At 59.8% G+C, this 15912-nt stretch carries 12 protein-coding genes; 4 read left to right on the top strand and 8 right to left on the bottom strand.

The features are described 5' to 3' along the window. The first annotated feature begins 175 nt into the window (after positions 1-175). On the top strand, positions 176-1597 hold the full coding sequence (locus tag GOB93_RS06345; protein WP_173582657.1) for a discoidin domain-containing protein: 1422 nt from the start codon (positions 176-178) through the stop codon (positions 1595-1597). 310 nt (positions 1598-1907) lie between these two features. On the opposite strand, the gene GOB93_RS06340 is transcribed toward GOB93_RS06345, so the two are convergent. After that, on the bottom strand, positions 1908-3122 hold the full coding sequence (locus GOB93_RS06340) for an SAM-dependent methyltransferase (protein WP_173582656.1): 1215 nt from the start codon (positions 3120-3122) through the stop codon (positions 1908-1910). Between the two features lie 133 nt (positions 3123-3255). On the opposite strand from GOB93_RS06340, the gene GOB93_RS06335 reads away from it, so the two are divergent. Both GOB93_RS06335 and GOB93_RS06330 read left to right on the top strand, forming a co-directional pair. Next, complete coding sequence (locus GOB93_RS06335) at positions 3256-4353, top strand: acyltransferase family protein (protein ID WP_173582655.1); 1098 nt, start codon at positions 3256-3258, stop codon at positions 4351-4353. Positions 4354-4843: 490 nt separating this feature from the next. Next, entirely contained in the window at positions 4844-6292 is a 1449-nt protein-coding gene (locus tag GOB93_RS06330; RefSeq protein WP_173582764.1) for a cobyric acid synthase, read from the top strand. 244 nt (positions 6293-6536) lie between these two features. On the opposite strand, the gene rplI is transcribed toward GOB93_RS06330, so the two are convergent. From rplI to GOB93_RS06310, 4 genes are all read right to left on the bottom strand, one after another. After that, positions 6537-7121, bottom strand: a complete 585-nt coding sequence (gene rplI, locus GOB93_RS06325; protein WP_173582654.1) for a 50S ribosomal protein L9 — start codon at positions 7119-7121, stop codon at positions 6537-6539. Between the two features lie 13 nt (positions 7122-7134). Next, positions 7135-7410, bottom strand: a complete 276-nt coding sequence (rpsR, locus tag GOB93_RS06320; protein ID WP_146888499.1) for a 30S ribosomal protein S18 — start codon at positions 7408-7410, stop codon at positions 7135-7137. 6 nt (positions 7411-7416) lie between these two features. Continuing rightward, complete coding sequence (gene rpsF, locus GOB93_RS06315; protein ID WP_173582653.1) at positions 7417-7887, bottom strand: 30S ribosomal protein S6; 471 nt, start codon at positions 7885-7887, stop codon at positions 7417-7419. A 185-nt stretch (positions 7888-8072) separates the two neighbouring features. Further along, complete coding sequence (locus tag GOB93_RS06310; protein WP_173582652.1) at positions 8073-9329, bottom strand: hypothetical protein; 1257 nt, start codon at positions 9327-9329, stop codon at positions 8073-8075. Positions 9330-9792: 463 nt separating this feature from the next. Between GOB93_RS06310 and GOB93_RS06305 the strand changes: the two genes are divergently transcribed. Further along, a complete protein-coding gene (locus GOB93_RS06305) occupies positions 9793-10518 on the top strand; it encodes a class I SAM-dependent methyltransferase (protein WP_173582651.1) in 726 nt (241 codons plus the stop codon). 464 nt (positions 10519-10982) lie between these two features. On the opposite strand, the gene GOB93_RS06300 is transcribed toward GOB93_RS06305, so the two are convergent. The 3 genes from GOB93_RS06300 to dnaG form a co-directional block, all read right to left on the bottom strand. Further along, positions 10983-11561, bottom strand: a complete 579-nt coding sequence (locus GOB93_RS06300) for a GNAT family N-acetyltransferase (RefSeq protein WP_242010576.1) — start codon at positions 11559-11561, stop codon at positions 10983-10985. Between the two features lie 4 nt (positions 11562-11565). Continuing rightward, entirely contained in the window at positions 11566-13557 is a 1992-nt protein-coding gene (gene rpoD / locus GOB93_RS06295) for an RNA polymerase sigma factor RpoD (protein ID WP_173582650.1), read from the bottom strand. Positions 13558-13793: 236 nt separating this feature from the next. Continuing rightward, on the bottom strand, positions 13794-15650 hold the full coding sequence (gene dnaG / locus GOB93_RS06290; RefSeq protein ID WP_173582649.1) for a DNA primase: 1857 nt from the start codon (positions 15648-15650) through the stop codon (positions 13794-13796). Positions 15651-15912 lie beyond the last annotated feature (262 nt).

Raw genomic sequence — 15912 nt, 5'->3', positions numbered from 1 at the left:
CAGGATCGGGGTGCGGTGAGCCGGAGCGCGGACTGTTTTCCGTCCGCGGTCACGCCGGATCTGAGTTTGTTTTATCAGGGAACGGGTCATGGCGCTCAGGAAAACGACCAGACTTTATGGATATGCTGTTCCCACGGGGTCTGACCTGAGTTTCGCTTTATACAGAAATGTTCTGATGCAGCAGAATGCTCTTTATAAGGAGAACGGGCAGATCATTTCTGACTCGGCGTTCTTCAGAGGGGCTGACGGGTATCGTCTTCTCGGGTCTGATGTGACGGCGACGGTGAATGTCAGTCGTGTGCGTCGCGTTGAGGAAATGTGTTTCTGGCTCGGGGAGATTTTCGGACATTTCGGGCATTTTCTTCTGAGTTCACTGAGCCGTATCTGGGCGCTGGATCGGGTCCCCGCTTCTGTGAGGATTGCTTATTACGGGCCGCCGGCTGAAGACCTGTTTCAGCAGGAGTTTATCGCGAAGATTTTCGGCCGTCTGGGTCTGACGCCGGACCGGCTGATCCGCGTGGACGCTCCGTGTGTGTTTTCTTCGATTTATATTGCCGAGCGTGCACTGAATGAGAATTACTCGGTCAGCGAGCGCTATAACCAGTCGGTGAGGAGTATTTACCCTTTTTCCGACGAGGCTTCCGAATCTTTTGTTTATATTACGAAGCATCTGGTGAGACGGGGTGTGTTCTCTGTCGAAAACGAGGATGCGCTGTGTGAGTTTCTGGAAAAGAACGGTGTGAAATGCGTGGCGCCGGAGCAGTTCCAGTTTGAGGAGCAGCTGCAATTCTGGGCCACGCATGGAAAGTTTATCGGGTTTTCGAGTTCTTCTTTTCATCTCTGCAATTTTTTTGACGGCAGGGATATTATCCTGATCAACCGGGACTGTTATGCGTCGAGCAATCAGCTGCTGCTGGATGCTTACGGTTCGAACCGGGTGCTGCATCTGTTCAGCGATGATCTGGAGCAGACCGGGCGGACTGACTCTTTTTCGCTGGTCTGCCGGATACGGGATGTGGAGGCGTTCGGGCGCTCCATTTTGTCCTGCATCGGGAAATTCGAGAGCGGGGCGTTAAGTCCGACGGTGATTCCGGATATGGGCCGGACTGTTTCGCCGTTGATTTTCCGGGATGAGGGTTTCGGGGTGAATCTGTCGCGGACGGGACAGGCTTCGCAGAGTTCGGTGTATCCGCACGACGAAGGCAGGACGCGCACGGCGGAAGGGGCTGTGAGCGGGTATCTGACCGGGATTTATCAGTGTCATACGGCAGAGGAGGACAATCCGTGGTGGCAGACGGATTTTGGCGGCCTGTGCGATATTAACGAGGTCAGGATTTACAACAGGATCGACCATCCGGCGGTCGCGGCGCGCTGCAGCGCGATTTCGATTACGGTCTCGGATGACGGTGTCAGGTTTTCCGAGGTTCATCGGCATGATTTCGGGGGTGTGCCGCCCGGCGGGGCTGACGGAACGCCTTATCGCTGGGTGGCGTCTGTCCCGGTGTGTGGTCGCTTTGTCAGGATTACGATCCTGAGCCGGACTTATCTGCATTTCGATCAGGTGGAGGTTTTCGGGCTGCCGCATGAAGCCGTGTGACTGCGGCGGGGCTTTTGCTGCCGTGGGGAAATGGATTGATGGGGAAGGCACGGCAGAGGGCGGAGTTCTGACAGCGTAAGAGGCCGGGGGATTTGGTTCTGCCGGTTATACGGCGCCTGGGATGCTTCCTGGCTGAAATAAGCTTTCGTTTAGCTGATTTTTTTCGGGTTTACGGGAGGTCCGCCGGAATTTTCCGGCGGGGTTTCTGTCCGCAGGTGATCCTTTTGGGAGCGTCTCTTTTTGATTTCGGAGCACGATCCTTCATGGGTTTCGGGATAAGGGTCCGAAAAACTGTTTCGCCTGTTCGGGGTCAGGCGCGGTTTTCGGCCCCGGTGATGTAGTCGCGGGTCAGAGGGACGGCGGTCTGGCTGCGGGTGAGCTGAAGCTGGAAGTTCATGTGGCCCTGGACGCGGAAGGAGAGTTCGGCGCCGGCGAGGTAGAACTCGAACATGCGGCAGAAGCGTTCGTCGTAGAGGGCTTTGGCTTTGTCGCGGTTTTTTGCGAAGCGGTCGCGCCAGATGGCGATGGTTTTCGCGTAATGGAGGCGGAGGATTTCGCAGTCCGTGACCCACAGGCCGGTGGGTTCGATGGCGGCGAAGGTTTCGCTGAGACAGGGCGAGTAACCGCCGGGGAAGATGTATTTGTCGATCCAGGGGTTGGTGGTTCCGGGGCCGTCGTTGCGGCCGATGGAGTGGATCAGGGCGACGCCGTCTTCGGTGAGGCAGTCGCGGATTTTTTCGAAGAAGGTCCGGTAATGGGCGATACCGACATGTTCGAACATGCCGACGGAGACGATGCGGTCGTATTGGGTGCTGACGTGGCGGTAATCCATCAGTTCGAAGCGGACGCGGTCTGAGAGGGCGGCGGCTTCGGCGCGGGCGCGGGCGGTGCGGAGCTGTTCGGTGGAGAGAGTGACGCCGGTGACGGTGGCGCCGTAATCTTTTGCCAGTGTAAGCGCCATGCCGCCCCAGCCGCAGCCGATATCGAGGACGGAAAGATCTGGCCGGTTGAGCAGGAGTTTGGCGGCGATGTGGTGTTTCTTGGCTTCCTGGGCTTCGTCGAGGGTTTCATTGCCGGTTCGGAAATATGCGCAGGAATACTGGCGGTCTTTATCGAGGAAGAGATCGTAGAGCGGTTCGCCGAGATCGTAATGGTGGGCGACGTTTTTGCGGGAGCGGGATTCCGGGTTGAACTGGATTTTTTTCCGGCGGAGATAGCGGGCGGCGGCGGCGAGAGATTCACCGATATGGCCGGCTGGATTCATGGCGTTGAGCATGAGGACGTGGAGCAGGTCGTAGAGGGTGCAGTTCAGGGGGGTGATGCTGCCGTCCATCCAGGATTCACCGAAGCCGAGGCCGGGATTGAGGAGAAGGCTGCGCTCGGCGGCGGGTGTTGTCAGACGCATGGCGGCGTGGGGGCCGGGTGTGGTGCCCTGATAATGTGACGTTTTTCCGTTGGCGAAGGTGACGTCCAGAGATCCGGCTGAGATGAACTTTCTGAGGATGTAATCGAGTGGCTTGTTCATAATTTTATTTTCCTCATCGATACTTTACTCATCTGCGCCGGATATTTCATGGTACCGGACGGTAAACAAGGTTCCGGATCAGTCGTTAAGATGACATAAGGGAAATGGCATTTTAAAAAAAGATGAGTGAATTATGGCAGACAGTTTTTCTCCGACGCGAAAACATATGCCTGCTCTGGATGGTTTGCGTGGCCTCGCGGCGCTGATGGTCCTGTCGGGGCATGCGCCTGAATTCGGGTGTGCGTCGTTTCTTGCGCCTTCTGTCAGTCATTATGGTGTGCTGATTTTTTTCGCGCTGAGCGGATTTCTGATGGGCACACTGTATCTTGCGCAGCCTTTTAACGGGCATACGGTTTCCAGATACATATCAGCGCGAATTGCGCGAATTGTTCCTATTTATTATATAATAGTTCTATGCGGGTTTTTTATATATAAAACAATTGATCATGATTTTATCTATAATATTACAGATGTTCAGCTTGTGAGATTATTAACATTTAACGGGAGCGCTTCCGTTTTCTGGTCCATAGGGCCTGAGTTTCAGTTCTATTTTGTTTTTATATTTATATGGTTCCTGTTCAATAGATTCGAAAATAAAATAATATGTTTTTCGTTTCTTTTTATCGTTTCGTGTTTTGGGATTATGACAATGCGGCATATCCCCGGAGTTATTTTCACATCAAAATTTCATATATTTTCAACAGGGATTTTATTTTCATTTTTAAGATTCGGAAAACTAAAAAATTTAAATAACCTTTCGGTAAACATTGTTGGTTGTGTGGGATTTTTGTTGTTACTGGTTATATTGTTTAACTATCATTACGGTGATCTTTTTGGACGAACCACATTTAACCGGGCGCTGGATCCATCGTATTCGGTATTTTATGGGAATATCCTGCGCGTTCTGGTGACAGGGTTCATTGTGATGTGTCTGTCATATGAAAGCAGATTTGGGGATTTTGTTTTCGGAAATCGGGCAATGGTTTTTCTGGGAGCGATAAGTTTCTCTGTGTATCTTCTGCATATCCCTGTTTATTACTGGCTCGGAAAATCCGGTGTTCTGCATGCGGTGGGGCCTTATTCCGGAACCTTCCTGGCGGCGGTGGTAACCGTAATGATGTCTGCTCTGAGTTACAGACTTCTCGAAATGCCTTTGCAGAAATGGTCAAGGACGAAAATTTCTGCCTGTCTGAATGCTGTCGGAGCCAGGATTGCCGTACAGCGGTCCTGACGGTTCGCAGGGTGTTATCCGGGCTGGTTGAGAGACGTCCCGGTTCCTGACACCGGGGCAAACGATTATGCCTGGTTCTTGCTCTGGCTCCCCTGCCCTGCTGATGACGATGCGATGGTTTTTTACTTTGCAGAGGTGAGATGGCGTCAGATGGTGGCTGTTTCGCCTTTGGTCTGGCGTCCGGTTTCTTCAGCCGAGTGAACGACGTTCACGCGTATGCAGATCGGGACTTCCGGGTGCAGATCGGCGCGGAGGTTATCCGGACCCAGGCTTATGATCGGGTGTGGCAGGAACTCCTGTCCCGAACGGTGATGAGGCGGCTTTCGTGATGGTCAGGGCGATGTCGCGGGTGGACATTGGGTCGCAGGCATTATCTGCTTCGCCCGGCTGGCGGATCAGGGTGAACAGCCTGGTGGGGTCCACAGGAGACCCGCGGAAGAAGATTGCAGACAAAAAGCTGCCATCGCGATGAGACGGAGATGTGGGATCGATGGTTGCGATCATGGTTCAGGGCACGGGTTCTGATGTTGGCAAGTCGGTTCTTGTTGCCGGGCTGTGCCGGGCGTTTGCGAACCGGGGGCTGCGGGTGGCGCCGTTCAAGCCTCAGAACATGTCGAACAATGCGGCGGTGACGGCGGATGGCGGGGAGATCGGGCGGGCGCAGGCGCTTCAGGCTGTGGCGGCGCGGGCTGAGCCGGTTGTGGACATGAATCCGGTATTGCTGAAGCCGCAGAGTGACAGGTCGTCGCAGCTGATCGTGCATGGCCAGATGTGCGGGATGCTGCATTCGGACCGTTTCCGTGAGGACAGACGCTCGCTTTTGCCTGAGGTGCTCGGCAGTTTCAGGCGTTTGCGGGACAATGCCGATCTTGTTGTCGTGGAGGGTGCGGGATCTCCGGCGGAGATCAATCTGCGGGATGGCGATATTGCCAATATGGGGTTTGCGCTTGCGGCGGATGTGCCGGTGATCCTTGTCGGAGACATCGACCGGGGCGGCGTTATTGCGTCGGTGGTCGGGACGAAGGCGGTGCTGTCCGGGGAGGACAGCCGGCAGATATGTGGGTTTATCATCAATAAATTTCGTGGGGATGCAGCGCTTTTTCAGGACGGGTATCGGGCGATTGAGGAACTGACCGGCTGGACGGGGCTGGGGCTTGTGCCGTGGATGGGGGCTGCGCGGCGGCTTCCGGCCGAGGATGCGGTTGTTCTGGAAAAGGATGCGGTTTTATCGGAGCGGCGGCGGATTGTGGCGTGTCCTGTCCTGCCGCATATCGCGAATTTCGACGATCTCGATCCGCTTCGGCATGAAGCTGAGATTGAGGTGGCGATGGTGCCGCCGGGGCGGCCGATCCCGGCCGATGCGGCGCTGATTGTCCTGCCGGGCTCGAAAGCTGTTGTTACCGACATGAAGTTTTTGCGCCGGGAGGGCTGGGATGTCGATATTCTGGCTCATTACCGGCAGGGTGGCCGGATACTGGGGATTTGCGGCGGCTATCAGATGCTCGGGCGGCGGATTGCCGATCCGCAGGGGCTTGAGGGTGATGCGGAGGAAATGGCGGGGCTGGGATTGCTGGAGACTGATACGGAGCTGGCGGGGCATAAGGTGCTGACGCGGGTTTCCGGTGTGGCGCTGGGCGCGGATTTCTTGGGCTATGAAATTCATGTGGGGAAAGAGACGTGGCGTGGGGATGTTCGTCCGTTTGCGCGGCTGGATGACGGACGGAGCGACGGGGCGGTCAGCGGGAACGGGCGGGTGATGGGGACGTATTGTCACGGACTGCTGGGGGCGCCTGGGTTTCGGTCCGCGCTGATGGCGCAGATGGGAGTGCGGAGCGATGCCGTCGATCATGAGATCATGGTGAATGCTGCGCTGGATGAGATCGCGGAGGTGCTGGAGCGGAGTATCGATCTGGACGGCGTGCTGGCGCTGGCGCGGTAACCGGGTGCGGTACCCGGATTTTATCGGGGAACCGCGGGTTATGCGGGTTTCAGAGCTGGGGTCCATCCTGCCTCACGCGGGAGCGTGCTGTGCATGACAGGCTCCGTTATTTGACAAATCGGGATCAAAGGGGCGCGCCCCTTTATGGGGTTCGGGGCAAAGTCCCGGAGGAAAGCCGGATAATAAAAAAACCCCGGAAGTGTTCTTCCGGGGTTTTCTGTAACTTTGCGGAGGAAAGCTGCCGTCAGACGGCGGCTGTCTCGCCTTCGGCCGTGGCTTCCGCCCCGGCGTCTTCCGCGTCGTCGGGAACGGGAAGCTCGTATTCGTCTTCTTCGGTGCCGATGACTTCGCCTTTGGCCTGACGCTCGGCTTCTTCAGCCGAGCGGGCCACGTTGACGCGCACATGGATCGAGACTTCCGGGTGCAGGTCGACGCGGACGTCGTACAGCCCCAGGCTCTTGATCGGGTGCGGCAGGAACACCTGGTTACGGGTGACGGTCAGACCGGCTTCCGTGGTGGCCAGGGCGATGTCGCGGGTGGACACCGAGCCGTAGAGGTTGCCTGCGTCGCCGGCCTGACGGATCAGGACGACGGTGAGGCCTTCCATACGCTCGGAGAGACGCTCGGCCTCCTCGCGACGCTTGATGTTGGTGGCCTCGAGCTGGGCGCGCTCACGCTCGAAACGCTCGCGGTTGGCGGCGTTCGCGCGGATGGCCTTGCCCTGGGGCAGGAGGAAGTTACGGGCATAGCCCGGTTTCACCTTCACGAGGTCGCCCATCTGGCCCAGATGCTCAACGCGCTGAAGGAGGATTACTTCTGTAGCAGCCATGATATGCCTCTCCTCAGCCTACGACGTAGGGCAGCAGGGCGAGGAAACGGGCGCGCTTGATGGCCTGGGCTAGTTCGCGCTGCTTCTTCGCGGATACCGCGGTGATACGGCTCGGGACGATCTTGCCGCGCTCGGACAGGAACCGGCTGAGCAGACGGACGTCCTTGTAATCGATCTTCGGCGCGTTGGGACCGGAGAACGGGCATGCCTTGCGACGACGGTAGAACGGACGACGCGCGCCGACGGCGGTGCGGCGGCCGGCTGGATTGACTTCGGTTGTGTCGGACATCTGACCTTACTCCGCTTTCGGCTCGGGGTTTTCGTCACGAGCGCGATATTCCTCGCGGTCGTCATAGGAACGGCGCGAACGGCCGCTCTCGAACCGGCCGGACGGCTTCGGGCCACGGAAGTTGCCGCGATCGCCACGGTCGCCGCGGTCATCGCCCTTGCGGGACAGAACCGGAGACGGAGCCTCGTCGATTTCCTCGACGCGCAGAGTGAGGACGCGGAGCACGTCTTCGTTCAGGGCGAGCTGACGCTCGACTTCCTTCAGGGCCGGCGCGGACGCATCGAGACCGAGGAGCATGTAATGGCCCTTGCGGTTCTTCTTGATGCGGTATGCCAGGGAGCGAAGGCCCCAGTATTCCTGCTTTTTGATGGAGCCGTTCTCGCCTTCGAGGTACGTTTTGATACCTTCGGCGATGGCTTCAACCTGCTGCTGGTTGATATCGTTACGTGCGATGAGCACGGTTTCGTACAGTGGCACTGTGTGTCCCTCCGGATTGCTTCAACCCAGACCATTGCGGACCGTTCCGCGATGGTGCGCTGTTCTGGCGGCTGAGCCGGAACCATGTTGCGCGACGGGTATAGCCGGGAGCGATGCCGCGCGCCCGGCAGGGAAGAAGCGGCATCAAGCACGAATGGAGCGGGAAAGCAAGCAGAGGATGGGTTTTACTTTATGTAAACGGCCTGCCTGCCCGGACGGACCGGAATAACGAACCGGGTTCCCGGCGGGGCTTTATCGTATTCGCGGGCAATATCATAGAAATGACGGTCGGGAACGGCCGGGAAGCGCCAGTCTCTCGGGATACCGGAGAACAGGCTGACCAGCAGGGCGCCGGTGGCGACGCCTTTTGCCCATCCGCGTGGTGCGGCGAAGGTCGTTACGGCGAGGACTGTCATCCAGAAGACGAGCGGCAGAAAAAGATAGCGCATATTGCTGTCAAGGTTGCGCATGCTGACCCAGACGGGGCTGCCATCGTCGCCGGGAACCGGGTGCGACAGGCTGGCGCACAGCGTCAGAAGGGTGAACAGTCCGGCCAGACGGATGACGGGCCAGCGCCGCGCGGCGTCGATACACAGCCAGAAACCGGTGAGGGCTGCGATCCAGGGCAGAAGACCGCTTCGCCATGGTCCGGTGGCGTACCACTGTGGCAGATGCCGGTGCCCGACGAGGGGAGCCAGGAAAACCTGTCCGGCCATCAGTCTGATGAAACTGATCGGCGTCGCTCCAAGACTGGGCATGGCGCTGCGCGCGCCCATGGAAAGTGCGCTGATCTGGATGAGCGCGCCCGCCATGACGATGGCAAGTCTTGCCAGTCTGGTGCCGGAGGGGTGCCGCCATGCCAGGATTGCGCTGACAGGCGCCAGGAAGATACAGAATGGTCCGCTGACGCAGCCGAGTGCGAGCATGACCGTATCGAACGTCAGTCCGGCTTTTGTTGCGGGAGTTGCGGACATGAGAATGAGGAGAGAAAGGACCGCGAGATGCCACTGGCTGTTCGTAAGATTGCCGTGGACCTCCCATGTGTTGGGCATGGCGCACCAGAGAAATCCGATGAATATACGGAGCGGGAGCGACGGACAGAGACTGGCGCAGCGGCCTGAGATGAGGAAGGCGGCTGGCATGACGTCAAATATCAGAGCGGCCAGCGCGAAGAGTGTTGGTCCCCGGGAAAGGGGAAACGGGCTGGCCAGCAGGGCGACCATGCGGGCGTCTGTCTGGAAGTATCCTGTATGGGGCAGCAGGAGGCTGCTAAAACCGAATGCACGCGCTTCGGGCCACCAGTACCAGCCGTCCTCGCCCCAGAACTGAGCGTCGAGCAGAAGCTCGGGCCAGCGCAGAAAACTGATCAGGACACAGGCCGCTATGGCGATGATGACGGCTTTGCGATTACTGAGCGGGGTTTTCATAGCAAATCGGGTCATGATCTCTTCTTACGCACGGCCAGTGTGCCGGGATGACGGATAGAGTACGGCCGGGAGTGAGGGAACAGCGGAGATGCTCTTGCTGTCCTGATTTTTTCCTGTTCCGGAATATATTTTTGCCGGTGTGGTTGCGGGTGCGTCTTCAGGCCGGCCGGAGGTGTTTTACATTCTGAATCCGGCTGAACGCTTTTGTCCGGGCGGGTCGCGTGGTCTGTCTGTAATGGGAATTATTTATTCTGATAAAAGCTTTTTTCGTTTCTTTGGAGAACGGAACGGTCCGGACCGGAGAGGCTGATGAAGTGGTGATGTGCCGGTTTGTTGCGGACCGGCATTGAATGGCGGAGCGGCCGCGCATAGCATCCCGGATCGTGGCGGATATGGGTTCCGGCCGGGCTGCTTTTCTGTCCTGTTCCTTCCCTGTTCCTTCCCTGCCCTGTTCACCGGTGCTCCGACGGAGAGAGAAATGGCGCAGAACATTTATGATACGGCTGAATTCTTTGCGGGGTACAGCCAGCTTGGCCGTTCGGTTCACGGGCTTGACGGGGCGCCGGAATGGGCGGCGATCCGGGCGATGCTTCCGGATCTGGCGGGGCGGCGTGTCGCTGATCTGGGGTGCGGGTTTGGATGGTTTTCCCGATGGGCGCGGACGCATGGAGCGGCGCATGTGCTTGGCGTGGATCTGTCGGAGAACATGCTGGCGCGGGCGAAGGCGGAGACACGCGATGCAGCGGTTGAATATGTGACGGCTGATCTTGAATCGCTGGAGCTGCCGGCGGGGGCGTTCGACTTTGCCTACAGTTCTCTGGTTTTTCACTACATTGTCGATTTCGGCAGGCTGGTTCGCATGGTGTTCCGGGCTCTCACGCCGGGGGCTCATTTTGTATTCACTATTGAGCATCCCATTTACATGGCGTCCCGAAGACTGGACTGGGTGATGCGGGAGGACGGGCGGAGCTGGCCTGTCGATCATTACGCGGTGGAGGGGGAGCGCAGGACGGACTGGCTGGCGAAGGGTGTCGTCAAGCAGCACCGGACTCTGGCCACGACGCTGAACACGCTGGTGGCGTCGGGGTTTACGTTTCGCGAGCTTCAGGAATGGTCGCCGACGGCGGCGCAGCTGGAGGAGATGCCGGCGCTGTGTGATGAGATGGACCGGCCGATGATGGCGCTGATCGCCGTTCAGAAATAAGTGTCTGTTTCAAAGGCCTGCTTGTGAAATATCCTTTAAATTATAAAGATGTTTCTGGTGACGCTTTTTTGGGAGAGATTCAGGGAATGCCGTCTTTTTGAAAACTGGAATGGCGAGGTAAGTGGGTCTTAAAAAACATAACATTATCAGTTTGACGTAAGAATTTTTGTGCATTTAAGGCTTATAAACAGCCTCTGAGAATTCCGCATAGGGCGATGGCGACTGGCTTTTTCTGGTGTTTATCTATTTCGGGCTCTGCCTTCCACCTTGATGGTGGTCGGCACGCATAAGGCGTGCTGCGCGCATGACGCCTGCTCTGTCTCGCCTGATTTTACAGATCAGGATCAAAGGGGCTGTGCCCTTTTGTGGGGTTTGGGGCAAAGCCCCGAAAACCTGCTCCAGACGTGTCTGCAAAGCGCATAAACAGCCTTGTCCGGGAGTGCCTTTGTTCCGGTCCGGCTATGTCAGGCGCGCAGGCGATCGGGGATGGTGAGACCGAGGCGGTCGGGGATGTCCCAGATTTCGCGGACGACATTCCGGATTTCGAACCCGGCTTTGAGATAAGCCGGCAGCGCGCGGGGATGATCGGCGTTGCAGGTGTTGACCGTGACGCGGGCCGGGCGGCTGGCCCAGGCAATTTCGATGGCGTTGCTCAGGAATATGCGGCCGGTTCCGTGTCCGATGGCGTCCGGGAACAGGCCGAAATAGGCCAGGTTGATGATGTTCCACGGCTGGTTTTCGAGTTCGAAGAAACCCCGGAGATCCTTGCCTTCCCTTAGCAGGAAGACGCGGCGGCCGGGTTCGGCGAGAATGCCGGCGAGTTCGGCGTCCGGGAGGACCTGGCGCATCCACCAGCAGTAATCCCGGCCGACGCGGTCATAGAGTTCACGGTAGAACGCGACGGACGGACGGGGCTCGTGGGTGATGCTCCATCCGGCCGGCAGGTGCGGCGCCGGCGTGGCGGGCGGATGGCGCATCTCCATGAAGGTGACGTCCACGATTGCCCGGGTGGTTGTGTTCGCCGGCGTCATCCGGGCTGACATGGGCTCAGCTGTCGTCGAGGAAGGAGCGGAGTTTACGGCTGCGGCTCGGGTGTTTGAGTTTGCGCAGGGCCTTGGCTTCGATCTGGCGGATACGTTCGCGGGTGACGTTGAACTGCTGCCCGACTTCCTCAAGCGTGTGATCGGTGTTCATGCCGATGCCGAAGCGCATGCGCAGGACGCGTTCCTCACGGGGAGTGAGGGAGGCGAGGACGCGGGTGGTGGCTTCGCGCAGATTGGTCTGGATCGCGGCGTCGAGCGGGATGACGGCGCTCTTGTCCTCGATGAAGTCACCGAGATGGCTGTCTTCCTCGTCACCGATCGGGGTTTCGAGGGAGATCGGCTCCTTGGCGATCTTGAGGACCTTGCGGACCTTTTCCAGCGGCATGCCAAGTTTTTCGGCCAGTTCTTCCGGCGCGGGCTCGCGTCCGATTTCGTGCAGCATCTGGCGCGAGGTGCGGACCAGCTTGTTGATCGTTTCGATCATGTGCACTGGGATACGGATGGTGCGGGCCTGATCGGCGATCGAGCGGGTGATGGCCTGTCTGATCCACCAGGTGGCGTAGGTCGAGAATTTGTAGCCGCGCCGGTATTCGAACTTATCGACCGCCTTCATCAGGCCGATATTGCCTTCCTGGATGAGGTCGAGGAACTGCAGGCCGCGATTGGTGTATTTCTTGGCGATCGAGATCACGAGACGCAGGTTGGCCTCGATCATCTCTTTCTTGGCGCGGGCGGAATCGCGTTCGCCGCGGGCGACGGTGGCGTAGACGCGGCGGAATTCGCTGACCGAGAGGCCGGTGTCCTGGGCGAGTTCCGCGACCTGGCTGCGGAGGTCGGCCATGGTGTCGGCGTGTTTCGCGACGAGGTTCTTCCAGCCTTTGCCCGGCAGGGTGGCGATCATGTCCATCCAGCCGGGATCGATTTCGTTATGGCGGTATTTGATCAGGAAGTCTTCGCGCGACACCTTGCAGCTTTCCGCGAGGCGAAGCATCCGCCCTTCGAGCATGTTGAGGTTCTGGAACAGCTCCTTGAGCTGCATAACCAGTTCCTCGATACGGTTGTTGTGCAGATGGACCTGCTCGACCTTCGCGACCAGTTCGGAGCGGAGCTGGAGATAGGCTTTCTCGATCTTGTCGGTTGTCTCTTCACCGGCGACGAGCGCTTCGATACGGCTGTTCTGCATTTTCTGCAGCCGGTCGTAGAGCGGCTCGATTTCGTCGAACTGGATGAGGATGTCGGGCTTGAGTTTTTCTTCCAGGGCGGAAAGGGACAGGCCGCTGCCCTCCCCTTCGCCGCCTTCGGCTTCCTCGGTGTCGTCCGTGTCGTCCGCCTTGGCGTCCGCGGCATCCGGGTCGTCGCCTTCGCCCGGCACGCCTTCGAGGCCGTTGGCTTCGGCCTGCATGGCTTCCAGATCGACGATGTCACGCAGGAGCATGTCGCCGACCTTGAGGCGTTCATGCCAGGAGATGATGGCGCGGAAGGTGAGCGGGCTCTCGCAGAGGCCGCCGATCATTTCGTCGCGGCCGGCCTCGATGCGCTTGGCGATGGCGATTTCGCCTTCGCGGGACAGCAGTTCGACCGAGCCCATTTCGCGCAGATACATGCGGACGGGATCATCGGTGCGGCCGGCGTTCTCGCTCACATTTCCGCGGGTCGGCGCGCCTTCCGGGCCGGCTTCCGCCTCGGCTTCGGCCTCTTCTTCCTCGTCCTCGGTTTCGGCGGCCTTTTCCTCGGTGCTGTCCGAGTCTTCGTTGTCTTCGTTCTCGACGACCTGGATGCCCATTTCGGACAGCACGGCCATCACGTCCTCGATCTGTTCGGAGGACATCTGGTCCTGCGGGAGGACGGCGTTGAGCTCGTCGAAGGTGATGTAACCGCGCTCACGACCTTTGGCGATCAGGCGTTTGACGGCGCCGGACTGGGTATCGAGGAGCGCGGTATCGCCGTCCTGATCCCCGGATGTCGCGGCAGTGCCAGCAGCAGTCTTTGTCGCCATTCCCGGAATATCTCCCCGTGTCCGCATTTCTCCGAAGTGAGAACGCAGTACAATTATACACTCAATTTGAATTTGATAGCGTGGAGGTGGTCGATCCGGGCCCGGAAGTCAAGACCTGGTTCCGTTACGGCCAAACGTTTCCGCGCTGTCCGTGGTTTTTTTCCGCACCAGATTTTTGTCCGGCTTTTCGTTCCGGTTTCCGTGCGTATTTCCGACACCGGGTTTCCGGCCGGTTTTCAGTAAGAGCCGTCCTCCAGGCGGCGCAGCGATGCGAGGGCTTCGAGACGGAGTTTCAACCTGTCCCATTGCGCCGGGTCCAGTCCTTCGCGCGTCCAGGCTTCGGTATCGCGGGCGATGTCGGCCTCGAAGGCGGCGCGATTCGTTGCGGCATAGAAATGCCACCACCGGACTTCCGGCGGCGACTCCATCAGCCCGTCATCGACCTGCCTGCCGGGTTTTCTCAGGCAGGCGGTACGGAGCAGGGCTTCGGCCCGGGCTCCGAGGCCCTGCTCGCCGAGGGCGTCCATCATGCGGGTGAAGGCGGTTTCCTCGTCGGGATGGTCGTCGAGCATGGTGCCGGAGGCGGTGCTGTCGAGGATGGCGCTGCGGAGTTCGGCGAGGTCCTGCGGAAGATCGAGCTGGCACCAGGCGTCGGCGACGCTGCCGGTCAGGCGGGGGTAGCGCAGGACCAGGGCGGTGAGCAGAGCGAGTTTGGCGGCGCCGGCGTCGAGGGGAACGAAGGGAACTGACGGACCTGCGGAGGGGGTGAAGGAGTTGCCGTTTTTGCCGGGCCTGCCCCCTTTCCTGCCCCGGTAGGTCTGGAAGAAACGGTCGAGCAGAGAGGAGCGGTATTCGCCGGCGAGCGATTTGTCGGCGATTTTCCCGGCGGCCTCGACGAGGCGGGAGCGGAGAGTGGCGCGCTGTTCGGGGGTGGGGTTTTGCGGGGTGCCCTCGGCGAGGAGGTCGAACAGGACGTCTGCGAGCGGGCGGGCGCCGGCGAAGAGCTGTTCGACGGCGGCGCGGCCTTTTGTGCGGCTGAGGCTGTCGGGGTCCTCGCCTTCCGGAAGCATGCAGAAGCGCAGGCCGCGTTCGGTGGAGAGCAGCGGGAGGGTGGTTTCGGCGGCTTTGATGGCGGCGCGGCGGCCGGCGGCGTCGCCGTCGAAGCAGAGGATGGGGCTGGGGGCGACCTGCCAGAGGATTTCGAGCTGCTCGGGTGTCAGGGCGGTGCCGAGCGGGGCGACGGCGCCGGGAAAGCCTGCCTGATGCAGGGCGATGACGTCCATGTAGCCTTCGACGACGACGGCTTCGACGGGGGCGGCGCCTTTCGGGCGGGGGGCGCGGATGGCGGCGCGGGCGCGGTCGAGGCCGAAGAGCAGGCGGCGTTTGGAGAAGAGCGCGGTTTCGGGGCCGTTGAGGTATTTGGGCTGGCGGTCACCGAGGATGCGGCCGCCGAAGGAGACGATATCGCCTCTCCGGTCGCGGATCGGGAAGGTGACGCGGCCCCAGAAGAGTTCGCCTTTCGGGCGGCCTTCCTCATCGGTGCTCATCAGGCCGGCTTCGGCGAGGGCTTCCGGGGTGATGTTCTGTTCGCGCATGGCGGAAACGAGGGCGCCGCGCCGGTCGCTGGCCCAGCCGAGACCGAAGGTGGCGATGGTCTCGTCGGTCAGGCCGCGTTTGCGGAGGTAATCGAGACCGGGGCGGCCTTCCGGCTCGTGAAGGGCGTGGGTCCAGAGCTGCTGGGCGGCGTCGAGCACGTCGCCGAGGGTTTTCGCCCGGACGGCCTGGGCGCGGGCCTGCGGGGTGGCTTTCGGGACTTCGAGGCCGGCTTCGGCGGCGAGGTTTTCGACGGCTTCCGGGAAAGATTTTCCCTCAAGCTGCATGACGAAGCTGATGACGTCGCCATGCACGCCGCAGCCGAAGCAGTGATAGTGGTCGTCATAGACGTAGAAGGACGGTGTTTTTTCGCCGTGGAAGGGGCAGCAGCCTTTCCAGTTCCGGCCCGAGCGGGTGAGCTTCACGCGGCGGCCGATCAGGGGGGCGATCGGGGTGCGGGCCCGGAGTTCGTCGAGGAAGGCGGCGTCGATGGTGCTCATGCGGGGCGGAACGGGGGCTTTTCTGCTGGCGGCCGGGTGCAGGTGGCGTGAGGTTCTTTTGGTGGGGGTTCTTTTTATGGGTGGGAGCGGCGTTCTGCAAACGGGATGGCGCGGACCCTGTGCCGGGCGGGAGTATGGTTTTTTTGTGCCTGGATCTGAGGCGACCTGGAGTGGAATGGGTAAAGGTCTTTTTGCGGATGAGGCGGTGTATTCGCTGATCGTGCACGGCGATGTATTGCGGGGGCGTGAACGAGCGGCGCGT

Origin of the sequence: Acetobacter musti, from assembly GCF_011516835.1 — a bacterium.
GTDB lineage: Bacteria > Pseudomonadota > Alphaproteobacteria > Acetobacterales > Acetobacteraceae > Acetobacter > Acetobacter musti.
The sequence above is the reverse complement of the archived record's forward strand: the minus strand, read 5'-3'. Positions and strand labels throughout refer to the sequence as shown.